21 protein-coding genes are annotated in these 24,671 nt (G+C 45.2%); 18 read left to right on the top strand and 3 right to left on the bottom strand.

What is annotated here, in order from left to right; translation table 11 throughout:
- Positions 1–12: 12 nt before the first annotated feature.
- Complete coding sequence (gene uvrA / locus H0262_RS07460; protein WP_181210298.1) at positions 13–2,574, bottom strand: excinuclease ABC subunit UvrA; 2,562 nt, start codon at positions 2,572–2,574, stop codon at positions 13–15.
- Between the two features lie 361 nt (positions 2,575–2,935).
- On the opposite strand from uvrA, the gene arfB reads away from it, so the two are divergent.
- Positions 2,936–3,349 (top strand): alternative ribosome rescue aminoacyl-tRNA hydrolase ArfB, encoded by a 414-nt coding sequence (arfB, locus tag H0262_RS07455; RefSeq protein ID WP_181210297.1) that lies wholly within the window; start codon positions 2,936–2,938, stop codon positions 3,347–3,349.
- 97 nt (positions 3,350–3,446) lie between these two features.
- On the opposite strand, the gene H0262_RS07450 is transcribed toward arfB, so the two are convergent.
- A complete protein-coding gene (locus H0262_RS07450; protein WP_181210296.1) occupies positions 3,447–4,646 on the bottom strand; it encodes a sugar transporter in 1,200 nt (399 codons plus the stop codon).
- Positions 4,647–4,895: 249 nt separating this feature from the next.
- On the opposite strand from H0262_RS07450, the gene H0262_RS07445 reads away from it, so the two are divergent.
- The 8 genes from H0262_RS07445 (at position 4,896) to H0262_RS07410 (ending at position 14,834) form a co-directional block, all read left to right on the top strand.
- Positions 4,896–5,573 (top strand): cupin domain-containing protein, encoded by a 678-nt coding sequence (locus H0262_RS07445; RefSeq protein WP_181210295.1) that lies wholly within the window; start codon positions 4,896–4,898, stop codon positions 5,571–5,573.
- 28 nt (positions 5,574–5,601) lie between these two features.
- Positions 5,602–6,708, top strand: coding sequence for an FAD-dependent oxidoreductase (locus tag H0262_RS07440; protein ID WP_259275428.1), 1,107 nt, complete (start codon positions 5,602–5,604; stop codon positions 6,706–6,708).
- 320 nt (positions 6,709–7,028) lie between these two features.
- Positions 7,029–7,373, top strand: coding sequence for a multidrug efflux SMR transporter (locus H0262_RS07435; RefSeq protein WP_011513213.1), 345 nt, complete (start codon positions 7,029–7,031; stop codon positions 7,371–7,373).
- 20 nt (positions 7,374–7,393) lie between these two features.
- A complete protein-coding gene (locus H0262_RS07430; protein WP_181210293.1) occupies positions 7,394–7,966 on the top strand; it encodes a TetR/AcrR family transcriptional regulator in 573 nt (190 codons plus the stop codon).
- A 175-nt stretch (positions 7,967–8,141) separates the two neighbouring features.
- Positions 8,142–9,656, top strand: coding sequence for a betaine-aldehyde dehydrogenase (gene betB, locus H0262_RS07425; protein WP_181210292.1), 1,515 nt, complete (start codon positions 8,142–8,144; stop codon positions 9,654–9,656).
- Between the two features lie 114 nt (positions 9,657–9,770).
- A complete protein-coding gene (gene betA / locus H0262_RS07420) occupies positions 9,771–11,471 on the top strand; it encodes a choline dehydrogenase (RefSeq protein WP_181210291.1) in 1,701 nt (566 codons plus the stop codon).
- Positions 11,472–11,754: 283 nt separating this feature from the next.
- The gene (betT, locus tag H0262_RS07415; RefSeq protein ID WP_181210290.1) at positions 11,755–13,800 is read left to right on the top strand and encodes a choline BCCT transporter BetT; all 2,046 of its coding nucleotides are present in this window, start codon (positions 11,755–11,757) and stop codon (positions 13,798–13,800) included.
- 401 nt (positions 13,801–14,201) lie between these two features.
- Positions 14,202–14,834, top strand: coding sequence for a hypothetical protein (locus H0262_RS07410; RefSeq protein WP_181210289.1), 633 nt, complete (start codon positions 14,202–14,204; stop codon positions 14,832–14,834).
- A 147-nt stretch (positions 14,835–14,981) separates the two neighbouring features.
- Here the strand turns inward: H0262_RS07410 and H0262_RS07405 are convergent, their stop codons facing one another.
- Positions 14,982–16,868, bottom strand: coding sequence for an autotransporter domain-containing protein (locus H0262_RS07405; RefSeq protein WP_181210288.1), 1,887 nt, complete (start codon positions 16,866–16,868; stop codon positions 14,982–14,984).
- A gap of 329 nt (positions 16,869–17,197) precedes the next feature.
- Between H0262_RS07405 and H0262_RS07400 the strand changes: the two genes are divergently transcribed.
- From H0262_RS07400 to H0262_RS07360, 9 genes are all read left to right on the top strand, one after another.
- Positions 17,198–17,842: a glutathione S-transferase gene (locus H0262_RS07400; protein ID WP_181210287.1), complete on the top strand. Its 645-nt coding sequence runs from the start codon at positions 17,198–17,200 to the stop codon at positions 17,840–17,842.
- Between the two features lie 520 nt (positions 17,843–18,362).
- Positions 18,363–19,271, top strand: coding sequence for an urease accessory protein UreD (locus H0262_RS07395; RefSeq protein ID WP_181210286.1), 909 nt, complete (start codon positions 18,363–18,365; stop codon positions 19,269–19,271).
- 95 nt (positions 19,272–19,366) lie between these two features.
- On the top strand, positions 19,367–19,669 hold the full coding sequence (ureA, locus tag H0262_RS07390; RefSeq protein WP_011513222.1) for an urease subunit gamma: 303 nt from the start codon (positions 19,367–19,369) through the stop codon (positions 19,667–19,669).
- A gap of 28 nt (positions 19,670–19,697) precedes the next feature.
- A complete protein-coding gene (locus H0262_RS07385; RefSeq protein ID WP_181210285.1) occupies positions 19,698–20,033 on the top strand; it encodes an urease subunit beta in 336 nt (111 codons plus the stop codon).
- A complete protein-coding gene (ureC, locus tag H0262_RS07380) occupies positions 20,030–21,733 on the top strand; it encodes an urease subunit alpha (protein WP_181210284.1) in 1,704 nt (567 codons plus the stop codon). The genes H0262_RS07385 and ureC overlap by 4 nt, the downstream gene beginning before the upstream one ends.
- A 49-nt stretch (positions 21,734–21,782) precedes the next feature.
- Positions 21,783–22,331, top strand: coding sequence for an urease accessory protein UreE (ureE, locus tag H0262_RS07375; RefSeq protein WP_181210283.1), 549 nt, complete (start codon positions 21,783–21,785; stop codon positions 22,329–22,331).
- Positions 22,321–23,028: an urease accessory protein UreF gene (locus H0262_RS07370; protein WP_181210282.1), complete on the top strand. Its 708-nt coding sequence runs from the start codon at positions 22,321–22,323 to the stop codon at positions 23,026–23,028. The genes ureE and H0262_RS07370 overlap by 11 nt, the downstream gene beginning before the upstream one ends.
- Before the next feature lie 34 nt (positions 23,029–23,062).
- Positions 23,063–23,701 (top strand): urease accessory protein UreG, encoded by a 639-nt coding sequence (ureG, locus tag H0262_RS07365; protein ID WP_181210281.1) that lies wholly within the window; start codon positions 23,063–23,065, stop codon positions 23,699–23,701.
- A 257-nt stretch (positions 23,702–23,958) separates the two neighbouring features.
- Positions 23,959–24,543, top strand: coding sequence for a HupE/UreJ family protein (locus tag H0262_RS07360; RefSeq protein ID WP_181210280.1), 585 nt, complete (start codon positions 23,959–23,961; stop codon positions 24,541–24,543).
- Positions 24,544–24,671 lie beyond the last annotated feature (128 nt).

Raw genomic sequence — 24,671 nt, 5'->3', positions numbered from 1 at the left:
CGCTCTAAGAGACTAAAACAGCAAAAAAGGCGCGGTACGACTGGCTTTTGATTTCGCAACCTCTGCTGGTGTGCCTTCTGCCACAATAAGACCGCCCTCATCACCAGCGCCCGGCCCAATATCGATAATCCAATCGCTGTTACTAGCGACTTGCATGTCATGCTCAACCATAATCACAGTGTTACCAGCGTCAACGAGTCCGTTCAATTGTGCCATCAATAGCGACACGTCCGAAGGATGCAGGCCAGTTGTTGGTTCATCAAGGATATAAAGCGTGTCTCCTCGTTGTGTTCGTTGCAGTTCGGTGGCAAGCTTAATGCGCTGTGCTTCACCGCCCGACAGCTCGGTCGCGGGTTGACCAAGGCGTAAGTAGCCAAGCCCGACTTTTAGCAACGCGTCTAATGCTCGTAGTATGGGTGCTTCTTCTACAAAGAATTCATAAGCAGATTCGACGGTGAGATCAAGGATTTCAGCGATATTTTTGTCTCGATAAGTGATCTCAAGGGTTTCATCGTTGTAGCGTTGCCCATGACATACTTGGCACGGCGAGTAAACACTCGGCAGAAATAGCAGTTCAACACTCACAAAACCAACACCTTCGCAATTTGGACAGCGGCCTTTTTTAACGTTAAAGGAGAAGCGACCGGCATCGTAACGTCGTGCCTTGGCTTCTGGCGTTGCGGCAAATAATTTGCGCACGTGATCGAACAGTCCGGTATAAGTGGCAAGGTTTGAGCGCGGCGTACGACCGATGGCTTTTTGATCAACGGTCACCAATCGACTCACGTGTTCCATACCATCAGCAATCTTACCGCTGGTCTGAGTTTCTAGCTCTTGCTCTAGTAAATCAGCTTCGCCAGTCGGTGCTTCGATAATTGTCTTCTGCCCTAATTCGCTATAAATGATATCGACCAGCGCTTGACTGACTAGACTTGATTTGCCTGAACCTGATACGCCCGTCACCGTTGTCATCACCCCTAGAGGAAACGCTACATCTAGCCCTTGCAAGTTGTTGCGTTCGATATTGACCAGCTGTAGCGAGGCTTTTGCTTTTCTTGGGGTATGCTCAACCGCCCCTTCAGTCTCAAAAAGATACTGTCCTGTGCGTGATTGTGCAACGTCCCGCAAGCCTGCTACAGGGCCACTGTAAATAACTTCGCCGCCATGGGTTCCAGCCTTTGGCCCCACATCGACAATCCAATCGGCGTGCCGAATCACGCTGACGTCATGCTCAACAATAAATAACGAGTTACCAGCCGCTGTTAGCTCATCCAATGCGCCCAATAGCGCTTGAGTATCGGCAGGATGTAATCCAGCAGACGGCTCGTCAAGCACATAGACCACACCAAACAGTTTAGAGCGAATTTGGGTAGCGAGTCTTAGGCGTTGTAATTCACCCGGAGACAAAGTAGGTGTAGTGCGTTCAAGCGAAAGATACCCTAAGCCTAGTGTGGTCAACGCCTCAACTCGAGACAGAATGTCACTGGCAATACGTTGAGCAACAATGGCCTTTTCTCGGTTTGGCATGTTGTCAGTTGGTTTGGTCTTGGCAGCATCCTGAAGTTTGAGTGCCATTTCAGTCAGGGTTAATTGAGACAGTTCACCAATATCAAGACCCGCGAATTTCACCGATAGCGATTCTTTTTTGAGTTTTTTGCCATGGCATTCTGGACATTCAGAAATTTGCATAAACTGGGAAACGCGCTTTTTGGTACGCGGACTTTGAGTGCTAGCAAAAGAATGCAAAACAAAATTCTTAGCACTGGTAAACGTCCCTTTATAATTGGGCTTTTCGCCTTTTTTAATAGCGTCGCGTACTTGTTCAATGTTGTACTCTGGATAGACAGGGACTTCTGGCGTGTCTTCGGTAAAGAGAATCCAATCACGAGTTTTTTGGGGCAGGGTATTCCACGGCTTATCGATATCGTAGCCAAGTGTGGTCAGGATGCGGCTTAGGTTTTGACCTTGCCACGCAGGCGGCCAAGCGGCAATCGCGCGTTCGCGAATGGTTTTGGTATTGTCAGGAACTAGCAATTCTTCTGTTACCTCAAACACGCGGCCAATACCGGAGCAAGTAGGGCAAGCGCCATCTGGCGTATTTGGAGAGAACGCGTCGGCGTAGAGTATGCCTTGACCAGCGGGGTATTCGCCCGCTCGTGAGTAGAGCATGCGTAAACCATTTGAAATCGTTGTCACGCTACCGACCGATGAGCGCACAGACGGCGTACCTCGTTGTTGTTGCAGGGCAACAGCGGGCGGCAAGCCTTCTATTGAATCGACATCAGGCTGATCCACTTGATCGATCAAGCGTCTGGCATAAGGTGACACTGAGTCAAGATAGCGATGTTGTGACTCTGCAAAAAGAGTACCAAATGCCAGTGAAGATTTGCCTGAGCCTGATATACCCGTGAATACCACAAGGGCATTACGCGGCAAGTCAACATCGACGTTTTTTAGATTATGAACTCTTGCGCCTCTGACTTGGATGCTGTGAGCTGGGTCGCAAGCGATATTTTTAATGGCCTTGTTATCGACTTTTGCAGTGGATTTTACTTTTTTATTTTTAGTGGTCATAAAACAGTTATTCCTATCAAATCGTATTTTTAGCTTTATTTTGAAAAAGACGGGGAAAGTTTTGGCCAAGAAACTGCTTGCTAAATAATTAGCTAATTAAACAATGTCTTGGCAATTTAAAACTATCCTAGCATGTCGATATCGAATCCTTAGATAGGCTTACGCTTTACAGACAGATGACAGACATAGCAATGCCAAACAATAACATTTATAAGGTTTCATCTCTGAATTTCAGCTTGTAAGTTTTGAAAAACTGCTTTTAAGACATGCGGATTTTGGAAGTGGTGAGCTGGCAAGTGGCGAGGTAGCTGATAATGGTTTATCATTAATCATAACTATCAATTATTTATAAAAGCATCCTATGATTTTTATCAGCAATACCATTAGTCTAAATGACAGTGACGTAGAGATTAGCGCCATACGTGCGCAAGGCGCAGGTGGGCAAAACGTCAATAAAGTCTCTTCTGCGATTCATCTGCGTTTTGATATCCATGCCTCAAGCTTAAGTGATGTAAATAAGCAGCGTTTGCTTGATAGTAAAGACAGCCGAATTACTAAAGAAGGTGTGCTCATTATTAAGGCGCAGCAATTTCGCACCCAAGAACGCAATAAGATTGATGCGTTTGAGCGCTTACAAAGCTTTATCACCAAAGCTACTTACGTCAATAAAACACGCAGGCCGACCAAACCGAGCAGAAATGCTAAGCGTAAACGCGTCGATCAAAAAACCCAGCGCGGTAAGACCAAAGCGTTACGCGGTAAGGTGGATTTTTAAATAAGCGGCTTAATTTTTTAATAAATCAAACAGCAAAATGCCAGCCCATTTAAATAGCTGGCATTTTGTATAGGCTTATTTACTATCAGATTTTTAGCTAACCAAGCCTTTTACTTAACTCAGGAAAGCGCTTTATCATAAATAGCATCAGTAGCAATGCCATAACCGCGATAGCCGCCCCAACATAGCCCACGCTCGATAGTGAAATATGCGTTACTGCATAGCCTCCGAACAGTGCACCCGTCCCAATGCCTAAATTGATAATGCCCGAGAACATCGACATCAGCATGTCTTGTGCATTGACATCGACCATGATGACCTTGGCTTGCATGGAGATAATCAGCAGCATGAGCGCCGCGCCCCAGAGTAGGGCAATCAAGCTGAGCGCCCATATTGAGGTTACCGAAAATAACAGCATGAGCATAGACAATAGTATCAGTATCGTCGATATCAGCATTAATCTGGTATTGAATTTATCACCCCAACGACTGAATATCACACTGCCCGCAATCCCTGCGACACCGAACAATAGCAGCACAATAGTCGCAGCGTTTTCGCTGATTGAGCCGACTTGACGCATAAAAGGCTCGATATACGAGTAAGCTGTATAGTGCGCGGTAAAGACCAGTAAAATTAGCAGATATAGGCAGACCAATAAGGGGTTTTTGAGTAATTCTGGAATCTTTCTAAAAGACCCTTCAAACATACTAGGCAGCGTGGGCAACAGTCTCATTTGCAGAATGAATACGATAAGGGCAAGCCCGCCAATACCACCAAAAGTCGCGCGCCAGCCAAACCATTGACCGACCACGCGTCCTAAAGGCACACCCAACACCATCGCTAATGACGTGCCAGTCGCAAGCACGCTAAGCGCCAGCGCCTTTTTGCCTTCCGGTGCCACACGTATCGCAATCGCTGCGGTGATTGACCAAAATATCGCATGCGTGAGCGCAATGCCAACTCGGCTGATGAGCAGCACTTCAAAGCTCCACGCAAATACTGACAATACATGACTGGCAATAAACACCGCAAATAACGCCAACAGCAAACGCTTGCGTTCAAAGCGACTGGTCAGCAGCATCAATGGCAATGACATGGCCGCGACAATCCACGCATACAGCGTCAACATCCAGCCCGTCTCTGCCGTGGTGATAGAGAAATCTTGGGCGATGTCGCTTAATAGGGCAACAGGAACGAATTCGGTGGTATTCATGATAAAGGCGCTAACCCCCATCAAAAATACTTGGAAATACTGAGTGCGGCGAGCGTCTGAGCTCACCTCAAGGTTATGTTTCATATGATCCAACGGTCAGAAAGAATGCTAAAAAATTAGCGTAAAAACGGGGCAGGAAGTGAGATGTTCATAGAAAAGCTAAGCAAGATAGCAAGTCAATGGCTTTAGTTAAAGGGGTTTTTTGCTAATGTCATTAATGCTTAGCCTTTTAATGATAAATACTGACTTCGACAATAAGTTTATCTGGTTTGTCAAAATAGATAAATCAGAGGATAATTCCAAACAATATCATACTTATTTAGAAGTTATATTATGCTCATCAATGCAGACTTTTCATGCCGTGCTGCCTTAGCACCTGAACACTATCAGTGGGTCCAATCACCACAAAACGGCGTCGAGCGCGTGATGCTTGACCGAGTTGGCGCCGAAAAAGCACGTGCTACCAGTATCGTACGCTATGCCCCTGAGTCAAATTTTCCGCATCATCTGCACCCAGGTGGCGAGGAGATTCTGGTATTGTCAGGCACTTTTTCTGCGGATAATAGTGATTATCCTGCTGGTTGGTATCTACGCAATCCACCGACTTCAGGGCATCAGCCTTATAGTCATGAGGGGGCTGTTATTTTTGTCAAACTTTGGCAGATGACGGTCGACGAGACCCGTCATGTCGCTATCGATACCAACGATGCTGACAACTGGCAAGAACAAGGCGGCCGTGAGGTTTGCCATTTATACTCGGATGCAAAGGAGCAAGTGATCTTGCAACGTATCAATGCAGGCGAGGCATTGTTTACAGGTATAATCGTAGGAGGTACTGAGCTATTGGTGCTAGAGGGCACGTTGATAGAAGCGGGACAGAGTTATCAGCGCGGTAGTTGGATACGTCTGCCTGTCGATGCGACATCGCAAATAACAGCAGGAGAGAATGGCGCCACGGTTTATCTAAAAACTGGACATTTATCACAAATCATCGGTATCGATGTTCACTGAGTTTATAAGTACTGTTGAGAAAAATAATATGAAGAAAGCATCGGTAGCGATTATTGGCGGCGGTCTAAGCGGCTTGTATGCGGCTTATTTATTAGAAAAAAAAGGCATCGATTATGTGCTGTTAGAGGCGCGCCCGACGCTAGGTGGTCGTATCGTTACTGCAAAATTTTCGAGAGATAATAAAAATATAGATAGCTTTGATTTGGGGCCTTCTTGGTTTTGGCCAGACTATCAGCAGCAGTTGGCGCATCTTATTGCAGAACTGCAATTAGAGACCGTAACGCAGTTTGAAGACGGCGATATGATGGTCGAGCGCACGCCTGATATGCCTGCTATTCGTACCCACGGCTATAAAAGCGAGCCACCATCCATGCGACTTAAAGGCGGTATGGCAGCATTGATAGAGGCTCTGTATCTTCATCTTGATGCCTCACGTATTTTGACTGGCCAAATCGTATATCAACTTAATCATGCTGGTCAATATATTGAGATTGCTAGTAAAGATATATCTGAGCAAGTAGTGACTTGGCAGGCACAACATGTGCTGTTAGCGCTACCGCCACGTTTGGTACAAGAAAGTATTACGTTTCAACCTGCTTTACCTTCCAATCTAGCTGCGCAGTGGCAGCAGACTGCAACTTGGATGGCGCCACACGCCAAATATGTGGCGGTTTATGACACGCCTTTTTGGCAAAAACAGGGTCTTTCTGGAGCGGCGAGAAGCGCCCAAGGTCCTATGGTTGAGATTAATGATGCTTCGGTGACAGACGGTAGTGGTGCGCTGTTTGGTTTTATAGGTGTACCTGCAGAAATACGTCAAAATGTTTCTGAAGCAATCTTAAAAGCACATTGCCGTGCACAGTTGGTAAGACTGTTTGGTGTAGAGGCAGAGAATCCTAAAAGAGAATATCTCAAAGACTGGGCGCAAGAACCGTTTACAGCGACTGCTGCTGACGCGAGTGGCAATGGTCAACATGCGTCAGCACCTGTGTCTAAAGCAACATCCGGCGTATGGGAAAATTGTCTGACAGGTATTGGCAGCGAATGGTCAACACAATTCCCAGGTTACCTTGCTGGGGCAATCGATGCTGCTAGCATAGGGACGCTAAACCTTCCTGAGTCAGTCTTGACTTAATTAATCCTGCTTATACCAATATAAAGAACCGCCTCTAAACAGTCGTTTTTGGATCAGCTCTTCCCTTACTATACGGGCGTTTCACTCTTTATAGTAAGGAGAGGTTTGAGCTCAATGTAAAGTGCAGTGAGTCAAGTAAAGCCACATTATCAGTCCGCCTTGCCCCCATAATTCCATCTAGCCTTATCTCATCTAAAATAAACAAAATACATATTAACCCTTCACATTGCTAGATTATTTCTATAAAATACCGACCGTGTGGTTTCTTTAATGTATATACATTATTAATATATGCTCAATTTGAGACAGGTATCCTAATTATGAGTCCTACCACTATTGCTTACGGTTACCTTGCCATTGCTATCATTTGTGAAGTCATTGGCACTACCTTTTTAGCTAAGTCAGAGCAGTTTACACGTTTGGTGCCGACAGTGATTATGGGTGTGCTCTACGCCATCTCGTTTTACTTATTGACACAGACTATCAAGACCATACCGCTTGGTATCGCTTATGCGTTGTGGGCTGGACTTGGGATTGTATTGACCTCATTGGTAGGCTTGGTGTTTTTTAAGCAAACACTGGATACAGCAGCGGTGGTCGGTATTGCGATGATTGTGGGCGGTGTCGTTGTGATGAATTTACTATCTAATTCTGTCGGGCATTAATCGTGTATCTGGAGATAAAAATGGAAGCTGAAAACGCGCATAAGCGCAAAAAACAACCAGAAGTAGTACGTCGGGCATTACTTGATCAAGCGGCACGCATTACTTTAGAGCAAGGTTTGGCCAAGGTAACCTTCCAAGCGGTTGCTGATGCAGTCGGAGTAACCAAAGGCGGCGTGATGCATCATTTCACCACCAAAAACGCCTTAGTCATGGAAGTGTTTCATGACGCGATGAAAAAGTTTGAGCTAGAGGTTGACGCGGCTATGGCAAAAGACCCTGTACGTTTTGGCTCTTTTACCCGTGCATATATCAATGCCACGATTAGCTTGGGCGAAAAAGGGCAGCATGAGTTCAATAGCCAAGCGACATTATATGCATTGATGCTAGGCGATAGTGAGCTACGTGACTTATGGGCAGAGTGGGCAAATGCACAATTAAAGAAACATGAAGCAACCGACAATACCGAAACACTATGTATGGTGCGTTTAGTCGCTGATGGTATTTGGCTCTCTGATTTTTCAGGAATTAATATCTCAGATAAAACATCCATTCATAAACGCTTGATAAACATGACGCAATCTGAGAAAGAGTAAGACGCTGCTCTCAACTGATTTATCGAAGAAGCGTTTTTTATTATAGAAGCATTGAAAGAAAATCCTGTAGAAATAGACGCTATAAATTTATTTTAAATACTTAACCCATGACGAGATTATTTGGTATTAACTTTTTTATAAAGCTTTTGCCAGTCGTCGTAAGGAGAAAGAACACATGACAGATTCAAAAACAGTGCTAAATAACTTAACAGACATCATTGATTTAGAACAAATACAAACTGCCTATATTAACGGTCGTTATTTGGCGGTAGATGAAACGCTGACGACTTTTGAAGATATCAATCCAGCGACGGGTGAAGTGCTGGCGACTATCCAACAAACGACCAATGAGCAAATTGATGAGGCGGTTAAAGCGGCACAAAAAGGTCAAAAAGTTTGGGCAGCACTGACAGCAGTTGAGCGTGGTCGAATTCTATCAAAGGCGGTTGAGATATTACGCGAGCGCAATGACGTACTGGCATTGCTCGAAACCAAAGACACAGGTAAAGCTTACTCTGAAACCAAGTATGTCGATATCGTCACCGGTGCCGATGTCGTTGAATATTATGCGGGTCTGGCACCGATGATTGAAGGTCGTCAGATTCCATTGCGTGATACCAGCTTTGTCTATACTCGCCGTGAGCCACTTGGCGTGGTTGCTGGTATTGGTGCATGGAACTATCCGATTCAAATCGCGATGTGGAAGGCAGCGCCGGCACTAGCTGCTGGTAATGCGATGATCTTTAAGCCATCAGAAGTGACGCCGTTGACCGCGTTGAAACTGGCAGAAATTTTGACAGAAGCAGGATTACCAGATGGCGTATTTAACGTCGTCCAAGGCAATTATAAAGTGGGTGAGGCCTTAACTCAGCATCCTGATATCGCCAAAGTATCGTTTACCGGTGGCGTACCGACGGGCAAAAAAGTCATGTCGAGCGCGGCATCATCGTCTCTTAAAGACGTGACATTAGAGCTGGGTGGCAAGTCGCCATTAATTATCTTTGATGATGCGGACATCGATACGGCGGCGGACATCGCAATGATGGCGAACTTCTATAGTAGTGGTCAGGTATGTACCAATGGTACGCGCGTGTTCATTCCTAAAGCGATGCAAGCTAAGTTTGAGCAGGCTATCTTAACGCGTGTTGAGCGTATTAAGTTGGGTGATCCAATGGATGAAAATATCAATATGGGCCCACTAGTCAGCTTCCCGCATATGGAAAGAGTGCTTGGCTATATCGAGCAAGGTAAAGCCAGTGGCGCACGCTTGCTAACAGGTGGTGACCGTGTGATGACAGGCGAATTGGCAAATGGCGCATTCGTCGCACCGACGGTATTCACTGATTGCACCGATGAGATGACTATCGTGCGTAAGGAGATATTTGGCCCAGTGATGTCTATATTGACTTATGAGACCGAAGAAGAGGTTATTCGCCGTGCCAACGATACCGAATATGGATTGGCAGCTGGGGTCGTGACTGCTGATTTGACCCGAGCACATCGAGTTATCGCTCAAATTGAAGCGGGTATCTGCTGGTTAAATACATGGGGCGAATCAGCCGCTCAAATGCCAGTCGGCGGTTATAAGCATTCAGGTATTGGCCGCGAAAACGGCATTGAAGCCCTTGAGCATTATACGCAGACCAAATCTATCCAAGTAGAATTGGGTAAATTTGAATCTGTATTTTAATCATTTGTATTGAGAAAATTCTTAATCAGCAAAGTAGTTCAGTAGAGCTAATTTGTTCTTTGTTCGACTTTGCTGATAGTAAATGATTTATTTTTCAATATTATGGAGCGTTTTATGACATCGACCACACCTGAGTATGACTACATTATCGTTGGTGCAGGATCAGCAGGCAATGTGCTGGCCACCCGTTTGACCGAAGATGCCAACATTAAGGTGCTGCTGCTAGAAGCGGGTCGTCCAGACCATCGCTTAGATTTTCGTACGCAGATGCCAGCGGCGCTCGCAATGCCGTTACAAGGAACGACCTATAACTGGGGCTACAAAACCGATCCTGAGCCATATATGAATAACCGAGTCATGGACTGCGGTCGCGGTAAAGGACTTGGCGGCTCGTCATTGATTAACGGTATGTGTTATATCCGTGGTAATGCACTAGATTTTGATGATTGGTCTGAAATTAAAGGCTTAGAAGATTGGACGTATTTGGACTGCCTGCCTTATTTTAAAAAGTTAGAAAACCGTGATGCGGGCGAAAACGACTATCATGGTGTGGGTGGTCCCGTTGAGATGACCACCTCAAAGCCAGGGGTCAATCCACTGTTTCAGGCGATGATTGAAGCAGGCGTGCAAGCTGGCTATCCAAGTACCGACGATTTAAACGGCTATCAGCAAGAAGGCTTTGGGCCGATGGATCGCTTTGTGACGCCCAATGGTCGCCGTGCCTCAACGTCCCGTGGCTATCTGGACCGTGCCAAATCGCGCAGTAATATCACAATTTTGACGGGTGCACTGACCGATGTAATCTTGTTCGATGGTAAGCGTGCTATCGGTGTCAAAGTCGAGCATCAAGGTCAAACCAAGAATTTTCATGCCTCTCGTGAGGTGATTGTTTCCTCTGGTGCAATTGCTTCGCCACAATTATTGCAGCGTTCTGGTATTGGCCCCGGTCAATGGCTAAAAGATCTAGGTGTCAATGAGATTATAGATTTGCCGGGTGTTGGTAATAACCTGCAAGATCATTTAGAGCTGTATATGCAATATGAATGTAAGCTGCCTGTGTCGATTGCCCCTGCCAATAAATGGTGGAACAAGCCCGCCATCGGTGCTGAGTGGTTATTCAATGGTACTGGGCTAGGCGCATCAAACCAGTTTGAAGGGGGCGGTTTTATTCGCACGGATGAAAAATTCACCCACCCAAATATCCAGTATCACTTCTTGCCATTAGCGGTACGCTACGATGGTCGCAGTGCCGTGAAGTCTCATAGCTTCCAAGCACACGTGGGCTCGTTACGCTCGCCAAGTCGTGGTCGCGTCAAGCTAACCTCAAAAGATCCAAGCGCGCATCCGAGCATCTTGTTTAACTACATGTCTCATGATCAAGATTGGCAAGAGTTCCGTGCTGCCATGCGCATCACTCGTGAGATTATGCATCAGCCAGCGCTTGACCCTTATCGTGGTCGCTCGATTGCACCAACGGATGATTTAGTGACGGACGCCCAGTTGGACGAGTACGTCCGTAATCACAGCGAGACGGCTTATCATCCATCTTGTACCTGTGCGATGGGCGAAGACAATGATTCGGTCGTCAACGGTGAAGGGCTGGTACATGGTGTCGATGGACTGCGTGTCGTTGATGCATCGATTATGCCAAATATCATCAGTGGCAATCTCAACGCGACGACTATTATGTTAGCAGAAAAAATCGTCGATAAAATGCGCGGTGTGCAGCTGCCACGCTCGACGGTAGATTATTATGTCGCTAATGGTGCACCACTCAGAGCGGAGCCGATGCGGAGTTATAGTTCTACGGTATAAGCGGTTGAATCATCAATCATATAAGACAGTTTTAATAAGAAGGCCTTTTACAGTAAAGGTCTTTTTTATCAGCGCTAACGTTTAAGAAGATGAGTGCCGTTATGGCTGCCTCTGTTTATCGTTTGCTTTGCTATTTTTTCACATTGTTGATTTAGCAAATTTCATTTATTGGTACTGCTTTGTGCGTCATGCAGTTATTTGTATGTCATGCGGTTATCGGTCATAAGATTATGACGGACAAAGCAATATCAGACCCTGTTTAATTTACCTATTGAGGTCTTTTATGTACAGCTCGCCATCAAAGGATGCGACGAAACCCCTGACTCTAAATAAGACGGTTTTTTTAGGCTCAGCTATTATTTCTATTTTATTGATAATCTGGACGATTGCGTTTCCAGATTATAGTGAGGCATTATTAAGTTCAAGTATGGCATGGGTATCAGAGAGTTTTGGCTGGTATTACATGCTGGTGGTTGCCGCGTATAGTATATTCGCCTTGTTTGTTGGCTTTTCTAAGTATGGCGATATCAAGCTTGGTCAAGATCACGAAAAAGCACAATTTCCCTTTTTAGCGTGGGCAGCGATGCTGTTCTCCGCTGGTATCGGTATTGATTTATTGTTTTTTGGTGCGTCTGAGCCGTTGATGCATTACCTGACGCCGCATACGGGGTTAGAGCCTGCCAGTGAGGCGGCCATGCGTGAAGCACTTGCGCAGACCTTTTTACATTGGGGTCTACATGGCTGGGGCATTTATGCCTTAATCGGGATGGCATTGGCGTACTTTGCTTATCGTAAAAACATGCCACTCGCGTTACGTTCACCACTGACGCCTATCTTTGGCGAGCGCTTAATCAAAGGCTGGCTTGGTGATGGTATTGATACCTTTGGTGTTGTTTGTACGCTAATGGGTATCGCTACCAGTTTGGGTATTGGTGTATTGCAAGCCAATGCGGGTTTGACTCATGTGTTTGGGATTGAATCCAGCAAAATGGTTCAAACCTTTATCATCATAGGTGTTGTCGCTGCCGCGGCGATCTCTGCGATGACTGGTGTAGAAAGAGGCGTCCGCCGTTTATCCGAATTCAACATGCTGTCTTCGATATTGCTATTAATCGCGATATTGGTGATGGGTAACACGGTTTATTTGCTGAATACCTTTACTCAAAATATCGGACAGTACTTCCAAACCATCGTTTTCAAAACTTTTGATGTTTATGCTTATGATGGTCAAGCTGGCGCTGACTGGAAGTCAGGCTGGACGATATTTTTCTGGGCATGGTGGGTCGCTTGGGCACCGTTCGTAGGTCTGTTTATTGCGCGTATTAGCCGTGGTCGTACCCTGCGTGAGTTCGTATTTGGTGTGATGTTTATCCCACTTGGATTCATCTTTGCTTGGTTCTCTATCTTTGGTAACTCAGCGATAGATTTGGTTGCCAATGGTGCCACTGAACTTGGTGAAATCGCAGTCAATGATGCGGCAATGGGCATGTTTGCCTTGTTTGAGTATTTTCCTTACAGCGAAGTGCTATCATTTGCAGGTGTTGTGATTGGGTTAGTATTCTTTGTGACTTCAGCTGACTCAGGCGCTTTAGTATTGGCGAACCTAAGCTCAAAAGGAATGACCAATGATACGGATGCACCTGTTTGGTTACGCTTATTTTGGGCAGCAGCGACCGGTCTTATTACCCTAGGCTTATTGTTTGCTGGTGGTTTTGCCTCATTACAGTCAGTATCTGTCATTGCAGGTTTGCCATTCTCACTCATCCTTGTACTCTATATGATGTCGATGTGGAAGTCGCTCAAAGAGGAAGGTAATAAGCGTAAAGCCAGTACGATTGGTACGGCTAATGTGCTTGATAGTGGTAAAAGCTGGAAAGCACGCTTGCAACGTATTGTCAGTTTCCCTAAACATGCACAAGTGGAACAGTTTTTACAAAATGTGGTCAGACCTGCCATGACGGAAGTTGAAAAAGAATTTGCGGCAGGCGGTTTAAAAACCTCTTTGGATATCCGTAACCCTGAACATATCGGACAAGATATAGATGAAGGTATGGATGAGAGTAGCGGTCAAATAGATGGTCTGAAATTACGGGTTGGACATGGTGATGAAGACGACTTTATTTATGAAGTTAATTTGATCAAAGCGGAGCGTCCTAACTTTACATTGAGCACATCAACTAAGAATGCAGAGTACTATTATCGTGCGGAAGTGTTCTTAAGTGAAGGCTCGCAAGAGTATGACTTGGTTGGTTACTCCAAAGAGCAAGTGTTGGTCGATATCTTAAATCAGTACGAGCGCCATTTGCAGTATCTACATTTAGAGCGTTAATAGCTAAGTAATATACTCGACTTTACACTGACCCTATAAGTTGAATGCAGCTTATAGGGTTTTTTAAATGTCAGCGTTATAGTCTATTTGCTATAAAAGGAATAGGATATATACTGCTACGTTTTATAATGAAGATTAACAGTATTACCATTATCTGATGTGCTATCATTATTAAAAATGGTCATTCAGACCTATCGTGGGTTTAATGGTTTCGTAGCTTTCACTTGCCATTGTGAATCAATCAATGACAGCGCTACAAGCCTTGCAACTTCCAGCACGATATAAAATAACTCTGGTAAAGCGCATGAGCCTTTTCTCCGACAAAGTCATCCATGCCTTATTTGATTTGCCGAATTTGGCTTATTATTATACTTTTATTGTCGGAGTTATAGGAGTCTCACTTGTTTAATCTTCCTGCTACTCATTCCAAATATACCCGCTATTATAGACCGCAGCATTCTTTGGCGCGCCGTATCATTACTCAAATCGATACGTGTGAGCGCCGTCCGCAAGATATTACCAGAGCAATGGGCTATCCGCTTAAGCATACTATTCCTGCCTGTGATCGCCTGCGTCACGTACTGTCTAGCGAAAAATTGGGCTTGGATGGCAGTTATATCGATGCTTATTTTACCCCTGAGCAATTCTTAGAAAAGCTGGTTTCAGTACTTGATATGCAGGATGAGACGTTTGAAGAAGACATCGCTCAAATCAAGTATGATTTGGCGCATTATGCGTATCCTTTGCCTAAATATCGGTTAAGAGCAGATGTTGATTTTGAGTTTACTGCTGGCGCAAATTGGATATCCCGTGGTGGCGCGGCTCAATTGGCTCATGCTCACTTGCCTGAAAATATTGCTCGAATGACTGAGACAGAACGTGAGTTCATCGTACAAAAGTGTATTGATGAGCATTACAAAAACTACAATGGCAATTTGCCATATGGCGGCGTGATTAAAGGCTACTGGCTAACGATTGAGCAGCATGGTGAGGTTATTAGCAAAGTGGAATATGGACTGCCAGTTAAATCATGATAGTACTCATAACGATGTAAGAGAAAAGCTTAAAAAGCCTATTTAAAATTCATCTCAATAGAAAACCGCCAAGCACTTTTTATCATTTGGCGGTTTTTTTGAGCTTCAATATATAAACTATCAGCAACTAAGCTTGATTCAAACCGTTTAGTAAGTGCTGCTAAGACCGACAAACAAACTCGTTGATTTGTCATCATCACCTTGCGAGTGCGTAACACCAGCATTGGCATTTAATTGACCAAAGCTTTTGGATACACCAAGCGTCATGCCAAAATTATCATCGTCGGTCTGTACCATTGGCGTATCAAAGCTGACATTTGCTATGGTGTTAAGACGCGCAGAAGCCGCTTCACGATTGTCACTCAACTGCTTTTGATAATGAACATCCCCGAATACATTAAGTGAATCGCCTAGATTATGGTTGGCTTTCACGCCAAGTTTGCCATAAGTGGTAGTATATTTTTGCTCATCAAACTGCATGGCGATACCAGACATTTCTTGCTCTTTTAGCGCGTCCAATCTCACACGGCTAGCCGTTGCACCGATATATGGCGTGATAGCAAGGCTGCTGAACTGCATCGGATATCCTGCCTGCAAGTTAGCATAGTAACGTTTACCATCAGCATTAGAGTTAAACTCTTGTTTATTGCCACCAAGTGTGACCGCACGTGTGACATCAACGTCTAGATTACCAAAGCCAACCGCGCCATTAAGCTGCACGCCGCCAAGCTTATCTAGCGTATTGCTATGATAGACACCAAAGCCTACTTCTTCTAAGTCGATATTGCTTAAGCCAGTGCGAACCCCTGAGTTCTCAAAATCTTTTTGAGTGATATTGCCATACAAGCCTGTTACCGCATGTGCTGAGTTAGGATGAGCAAAATCTACACCTAATAATACTTGGGTATTACTATCGCCTTCAAACCTTGCAATATCTTGATTTTCAAACTCACCGGTTGCCCATAACTTACGGGCAGGTTTTTGTTCACTACTTTGGATTTTATTGATGTGAGATTGCAAGCGCTCGCTAGTTGCTAGCCCTGCTGTCGTCGCAATGTGCGGCAACACGCCAATAAGACTAGGAGCGGTAACGACGGCACTGGCGTAATCTGCAATCATTTGATGCGCACGTCCCGACGGATGGATACCATCAGCAAAGAAATAGCTTTCATTGGCACCTGGCGCGACTAAATTACTTGATCCACATAAAAGCGAGCTTGAAGTGTTGCAAGCTTTTTGAGTCATATTTGTAAAGCCATAAGCCGTAGGGTTGGCAGCGACTTGTTGTAATAAGCTAAAAGTATCGAGCGGTATGATATTAGCACCCGTAGCTACTGCGCCACTATACATAGTTTGATTATATAAATTTGCTAACATCGTACCAGACGATTGAAACCCTGCTCCTGCAGCGATAGCAGTAGGTGTTAGACCTATATCAGGGATATTAGGTACTAAAATATAGTTCGCACCATTATCTTTGAGCGCTTTAATAGCGGCGACTTGGCTGCCAGCCGCTGATGAAATCGTATTTATCGCATTAGCAGGATTTGCAGCTGCCGCAAGTAAATCGTTTGCGCCTCCCCACACCACATACATACCATTAGGATCAACTTTTTTATTAGCCAGATAACCAGTTACTTGAGTGTTCACAGACGCAACAGGAACGTTAACGCCAAAGTCCGTATTAACGATATCCTTGCCTGCTCTTGCACCACCAATAGCATAGTTATTACCAGCTTGATTTCCAAGATAAACGATGGGAACAGCTGTTGTACCTAGCTGCTCAGCGAATGACGTTGCCCATACGTTATCAGGATTGGTCGTAAATTGACCTGACTCTTTAATACCGAGCTTGCCTTGGGTAATGGGACTAAAATAACCGCCATCGGTCAAGCTATCACCAAAAAATGTCACACTGCTATAAAGCTCAGCATGCGCTAGACCTGCCATTGATAGCGAGATGGCAAGTATACTTTTGGTCAATGTTTTAAGGGTGGTAGGGTTAACAATAGCGTGAGAGATATTACGAGGCATATCGACTTCCTTGTCGTGAATGTAGCGGTTTATTAAGGAAGTGTAACTGCTTTAGAAAATCCTATCAATCGAATTTATCGTAAATCCCAATATAAGTTGAATAAGCTAACAAGTATAAAACTTTTAACCATGGTGCTGTAAATATCGTTCTAAACTAATGCTCTATCTTCTAAATTATCCAGACCATCATAACAATGCAATTACTTGCATTGTTATGATGTGCAAATGAAGGTATCGTCCCTAGTATTTTTAAAATGATGAAACACCCTAGTAATGATCAACCTCCGCGTCTAAACTTATTAGTCTCAATTCAACTACGAACCCTACCTATGACTTCCTCTTATCATTGCCTGTATTCTTTTCGTCGCTGCCCTTATGCCATGCGCGCCCGTCTCGGCATACTGTTTGCCGAGCTACAGGTAGAGCTGCGCGAAATAACACTGAAAAATAAGCCGTCGCAGATGCTAGCCATTAGCCCAAAAGGTACGGTGCCTGTTTTACAACTTGTAGATGGGACGGTGATTGAAGAGAGTACAGAGATAATGATATGGGCGCTTGAGCAGCAAGATCCGCAAGGGCTTTTGGATGCAGAGGTTTTGCAGCAGGCAAATGCGCTGATTGATAAAAACGACAACGAATTTAAATATTGGCTCGATCGCTATAAATATGCCGATCGTCATCTTGAGATGACCCAGACAGAGTATCGACAGAAGGGTGAAATATCTTTACAAGTGTTAGAGGAATTACTGACTAAAAATCTTTATTTGCTAGGGAAAACTGTAACGATTGCCGATATTGGTATTATGCCTTTTGTCCGTCAATTCGCTCATGTCGATCGTGATATTTTTTATAGCCTCCCTTATCCAAACCTACAGCGATGGTTACAAGATTGGCTGCAGCATCCGTTTTTTTTGCAAACGATGACCAAATTTCAGCCGTGGCAGGATGGGGATGAAGCAGTAATTTTTTGCTGAGACTTCCTCCAAAATATTTAATAAGTGTTAATACTTTGAAATTTTCGTCTCATGTTTGTTAGGGTTACTACCCTCTAGCTATCTATCTTATTGAATTACTACAAGATTCACAGTACAGATTAACTAAAAATAAGATTAAGCTGCCATAATTTTTACCAATGTGTAAAGAAATAATTTGACAATTATGTACGGTTGGCTTATAAGAGATAAACAGTATGGCTGTTTGCCAATAAGTGCTTTTTTAGAGTGCCTATTTGCATTGATTAAGCTCATACACATATCAAGGGAAGCATCTTCTACCCTGATGGTATATCGCAATTTATCTGCACTACTCGTTTTATGGTTTTTAGGCAATCATTGCCCAACTGATGACATTCGCTGACAGCTACTAGGCTGCCACTGTCACTCTAACCTCACCCGCGCACGTGAATGTATTTTCTCATTTTGCTATTGTCAGCCAATTTGCTGACGATTCAGCGATGTATGTCGCGCTGGGCCTATAAAAAAGGTTTCCAATCGCATGACGATTTTATCTTCTATGCCTGTGCATCCGCAGCCAATCATAGATTCTGGGCATCGTTTTGATGCCAGCCGCCATTGGCCAGCCTCATTAACTTTAGGGTTTGCAGCTTATCCTGAAGCGGACACTCGCATTACCCGCATGAATGTCGCACGTCACTATGGTCCACTTCGGGTACAGCGCGCTTTTTACCCTGAAGGTCGTGATGGCTGCTGTCATGTGTATCTTTTACATCCACCCGGCGGTATTGCCAGCGGTGATTCTTTAACCATTGATGTTACGGTGTCTGAAAACGCCCACGCTTTATTAACCACCCCAGCTGCCAACAAACTGTATCGAGCCGATAGTAATAATGTCGCTTGGACACAGCATACTCATCTTAAAATCGAAGACGGTGCCACGCTTGAATGGCTGCCACAAGAAACGCTGGCTTTTGATGGGTCACGCGGTGAGCAAACGGTGATTATTGATTTGGCTGAAACGGCTAAATGCTTGGGCTGGGAAATTATAGGCCTTGGCCGCCCAGCCAGTGACTTACCTTATGTCAGCGGCATCATTGAACAGCGCTTTCAGCTTAGCCGAAATGGTCAGCCACTATGGTTAGAGCGCCAAGCTATTGACCCGACACATCCTCGATTTTTAGGTAAATGGGGACAAGGCGGTGCTACGGTTCACGCTACTCTGTGGGCAGTCGGACTGAGTGACCCTGCTGAGACCATTGCCGAACTACGCGACAAAATACCTGCCAACCACAATTGGGCGGTGACTTATCGCCGCGGTGTGCTTTTACTTCGCTATTTGGGTATGGAGCGCAATGAGGCATGGGATTTATTGCAACAAGCGAGGGAAATTCTGCGCCCAAGACTGATGGATGTTGAGGCAGTGACGCCGCGCATTTGGTTAACCTAAGAATTCTTTTGCGTATTTTTTTCGATTACGCATAAAAGCAAGCCGCAAATCAATCGGTTTTCAGCATAACAATATCAATAATAATGGAGACAATAATGGAACTAACCCCCAGAGACAAAGACAAATTAATGCTTTTTACTGCTGGGCTTTTGGCTGAGCGCCGTAAGGCAAAAGGGCTGAAGCTTAATTATCCAGAAGCGATTGCTCTGATAAGTTGTGAGATTATGGAAGGCGCACGAGAAGGGCGCACGGTGGCAGAAATGATGGGCGCCGGTCGCGAAATTTTAACTCGTGATGATGTGATGGAAGGTGTACCTGAGATGATTGAAAGTATTCAGGTCGAAGCGACTTTCCCTGATGGCACCAAACTGGTGACTGTTCACAGTCCTATTATCTAATAAGAGCATAAAGTTTAAGGAGAGCATGATGATTCCGGGTGAATATCAATTAAAGACAGGCGATATTGAACTGTGCGTAGGTCGCGACAGCTTTGTGATTGAAGTGGCCAATACTGGTGATCGCCCTATCCAAGTGGGCTCTCATTATCATTTCGCTGAAACCAATAGCGCGCTGAGCTTTGATCGCAAAAAAGCCTATGGCCATCGCCTAGCGATACCTGCTGGCACCGCCACGCGCTTTGAGCCGGGTCAAAAACGTGAGGTGTCGTTGCTGCCTTATGCCGGATTGCGCCGCATCTTTGGTTTTAGAGGTGAGGTAATGGGTGCGCTAGATGACAATTCAGATTCAGGAGAGACACGATGAAAATATCTCGCGACGCCTATGCCAATATGTATGGTCCGACCGTTGGCGACCGCCTCCGTTTGGGCGATACCGAACTTTGGATCGAGATTGAAAAAGACCATACCCATTATGGTGAAGAGGTGGTATTTGGTGGCGGTAAAGTGATTCGTGATGGTATGGGTCAAAGCCAGCTGTGCTCAGACTCAGTGATGGATACCGTGATTACCAACGTGATTATTATTGATTGGTGGGGCATCGTAAAAGCCGATGTTGGCTTAAAAGACGGTCGTATTGCCGCTATTGGTAAAGCCGGCAACCCAGATACGCAGCCAGATGTTGATATTATTATTGGCGCCGGTACTGAAATCATCGCTGGTGAAAACCAAATATTGACTGCAGGTGGGGTAGATACTCACGTGCACTTTATCTGCCCGCAACAAGTAGATGAAGCGTTAATGAGCGGTCTAACCACTATGATTGGCGGTGGTACAGGCCCTGCGACCGGCTCAATGGCTACCACCAATACCCCTGGTCCATGGCATATCGGCAAAATGATGCAAGCGGTAGATGACTTGCCTATTAACATCGGATTTTTGGGTAAGGGTAGTGCCAGTACCCCAGAAGCGCTTGAAGAGCAAGTTAAAGCAGGTGTGATGAGCTTAAAAGTCCATGAAGACTGGGCAGCAACGCCAGCAACGATTAGTAATGCGCTTGATGTTGCTGACCGTTACGATATTCAGGTAGCGCTACATGCTGATAGTTTAAATGAGTCAGGCTTTGTTAAAGATACGCTAGAGGCCTTTAAAGACCGCTGTATCCATTCGTATCATACTGAAGGTGCGGGTGGTGGTCATGCGCCAGATATTATTGTCGCTTGTGGTCAGCCAAATGTTTTACCGTCATCGACCAATCCAACACGCCCGTACACCATCAACACTGTTGACGAGCATCTCGACATGCTGATGGAGTGTCATCACTTAGACCCAAATATTCCTGAAGATGTGGCCTTTGCTGACTCGCGTATCCGCCGTGAGACCATTGCTGCAGAAGATATTTTGCATGATCTTGGTGCCATTTCAATGATTTCATCGGACTCTCAAGCCATGGGCCGTATTGGTGAAGTGGTCTGCCGTACGTGGCAAACCGCGCACAAAATGCGCCTGCAACGTGGTCTGCTACCAGAAGATCAAGAGCGCGGTACTGATAACTTCCGAGTCAAACGTTATATTGCCAAATACACCATCAATCCTGCCATTACCCATGGTGTATCACATGAAGTGGGCTCGGTAGAGATTGGCAAAATGGCAGACTTGGTACTATGGCGTCCTAAGTTTTTTGGTGTTAAGCCCTCCATTATCTTAAAAGGCGGCATGATTGCTGGTGCTGCAATGGGCGATCCTAACGCAGCGATTTCGACCCCGCAGCCAGTGCATTACCGCCGTATGTTTGGCGCGCTAGGACGTGCAGTTTCTGCTACTCGCGTTACCTTTGTTAGCCAAGCTGCGATGGGCACAGGTCTTGAAGAAAAACTGGGACTAAAAAGCCGATTTGTCGCGTGTAAAAACGTTCGTAGTATGCGCAAAAAAGACATGAAGCTGAATGATTACTGCCCGAACATTACGGTAGATCCAGAAACTTATGAAGTTCATGTAGACGGTGTGCTCTTAACTTGCGAGCCGCTCTCTGAATTGCCATTAGCTCAGCTTTATCATTTGTTTTAGGTCATCTGTTCTAGACCAATTGTTTTAAATCGTTCGTAAGGATAATAATATGCTTGAATTAATAAAAAGAATGGATGGTAATACTTCGGTCGATATCTATGACACCTTGACCCTGCCTTATGAGCTACGTATTCGTGGTCGTTTAAAGGCAATTAGTGATAACGAACGTGATATGGGTCTGTTTCTTGACCGAGGTCCTGTGCTTCGTCATGGTGATTTGCTACAAGCCAATAGTGGTGAGGTGATTCAGGTTCTTGCAGCTGATGAGCCAGTGGCTACTGCTTATATCGAAAGCGGTTTACCACTAGCCAGACTGTGCTACCACTTAGGTAATCGACATGTGTCACTCGCCCTTGGTAGCGATGAAGATGGGCGTCATTGGGTGCGTTTTCCTCCAGATCATGTGCTTGAAGAGCTGGCAGTACTATTGGGAGCAGATTTGAGGCATCACGACGCACCATTTGATCCTGAATCTGGTGCTTATGCGCAGGCTGGTCGCGAGCACTCGCACTCAAATAGTCATGCGCATTCTCACTCTCACTCTCATTCTCATGACCACGACCATTCTGAACACGACGGTCATAACCATGCGCATTAATGAGCCGTCAAATGCTGTGAGCGATCTAGCATTGTTAGGTTTGATGCAATTAATTAGCCCAGCATTACCTATTGGTGCTTTTGCTTGGTCACAAGGTTTGGAAAGTGCGTTTGAGCTGGGTTGGGTCAATAATGAAGCTCAACTGGGCGAATGGTTGGAAGGCGTTTTAGGTGACGGTTTGACGCGTTGTGAACTGCCTGTCTTAGCACGTTTACAGAGATGTTGGGCAAATAATGACGGTGATGGTCTGGCCTTTTGGAATGACTGGCTACATGCCAATCGGGAAACGGCTGAGCTGAGCGATGAAGATACACGTTTGGGTCAAGCATTGATACGCTTACTAAACAGTTTGGATTTGCAGCCACAGACAGCGTTAGGTCATGCCGAGCTACCAAAGGAACCGGGTTATGTCACTGTGTTTGCATGGACGGCTCATCAAAGGCAGGTACCTGTACGTCAAGCTCTACTGGGATTTGCTTGGGGCTGGCTGGAAAATCAGCTTGCGGCTGCCTGTAAAGCCCTGCCACTCGGTCATACCGCTGCACAACGTTTGAATGAAACGTTACGGCCACAACTGGTGACGGCAGTCGATAAGGCTTTAATCTTAACTGATGAGCAGTTGGGTCCGATTTTACCCGGCTTAGCACTGGGTAGTGCTCAGCATGAAACTCAATATTCACGATTATTTCGAAGCTAAATTATTGCTTCGTTTTTAGATAAGGAAAATATACATGAAACATTGCTTAAGAGTAGGCGTTGGTGGTCCGGTTGGTTCCGGAAAAACAGCTTTATTACGTCAGTTATGTAGTGCGCTAAAAGATCACTATGATATCGCTGTGGTTACTAACGATATCTATACGCGTGAAGATGCCGATTTTTTGTTAAAGCATGATGCCTTGCCTGCTGACCGTATTCTTGGCGTAGAAACTGGCGGCTGTCCGCATACGGCTATCCGCGAAGATGCCTCGATGAATCTGGCCGCAATTGATGATTTGCAAACGCGCCATCCTAACCTAGAGCTGGTGTTAGTAGAGTCTGGCGGCGATAACCTCGCGGCGACCTTTAGCCCAGAGCTTTCTGATTTGACCTTATATGTCATTGACGTCGCTGCTGGTGACAAAATCCCTCGTAAAGGTGGCCCAGGTATAACTAAGTCAGACCTGCTGATTATTAATAAAATTGACATCGCCAAATACGTACATGCTTCGCTAGATATCATGGAGCGTGACTCAAAGAAAATGCGCGGAGAACGTCCTTTTATATTCACTAATCTATATGACGGCGTAGGTGTAGAAGAAATTATTAGCTTTATCTTAAAGCAAGGTATGTTACCTGAGCGTCGTCCTGGAAAGCCAATGCTCAATGCTTAATGCTTAATGGTTAATTGCTCGCATTTAATAATTACAGTCAGTCCTAAATAAAAAAATGCAAATATTATCAATCACTACTGGGGTTAATTTTTCTTGCTTGCTGTGGCTACGCTGACAGAGGCTGCGAATAATCAACCTTAGTAGTTCTGTACTCTTTTAAAAGTGGATCAACTATAAGTAGGCGGACAGTACTTCAAAGTATTATCTAGACCAATCAATTAGTTAGATAATAGAAAACAAGAAAATAGGAGAGAAAGATGAATAAAATGACTAAATTGCTGCTGACAGTAGGGCTGATGATGACTGCCACTTTGGCGATGGCCCACCCTGGCCATGGCGAGCAGGTGAGCAATGGTTTCCTTAGCGGCTTACTGCATCCGATGATGGGCCTTGACCACTTATTGGCTATGGGCGCGATTGGTTTTTGGAGTATCCGCCAAAACACTACGATGAAACGTGGCACGCCGTTATTTGTCGTAGGCGGCATGATAGCTGGCGCAGGCCTTGCTTGGGCGGGTATCAGTTTGGCTGGGGTAGAGACCGGCATCGCCATGTCAGTATTGCTAGTCGGTGTACTAATCGCCACGTTAGCAAAACTGCCGACTGCTGTTGGTGGAACCTTAGTTGCCCTGTTTATGGTCGCCCACGGTTATGCTCATGGTACTGAAATGACACAAGGTTCAAGCTTATTGCTTTATATGGCTGGCTTCGTTGTCGCCACCTTAGCTATTACCTTTATCGGTCGTAGTCTGGGTACCATGATGCTCAAAGCCGATAACCGTATTACCCGTGCATTAGGCGGCGTGGTTGCTATTATTGGTGGGGTATTGGCTGCGGGCTAATATGTATTAATCAAAAAAAATCTCGTTTCGCATCAAGCTAAGAAGCCGTAGGGACTTCCTACGGTTTTTTAGTTTCTCATATTCCTTTTCGCATCTGCTAAAGATATTAAAGCGACGACAGTGGGCTA

This window comes from Psychrobacter sp. D2, from assembly GCF_013608135.1.
In the GTDB taxonomy this organism is placed as follows: domain Bacteria; phylum Pseudomonadota; class Gammaproteobacteria; order Pseudomonadales; family Moraxellaceae; genus Psychrobacter; species Psychrobacter cryohalolentis.
Note: the sequence above shows the minus strand (reverse complement) of the source record. Positions and strands in the feature narration are given on the sequence as shown.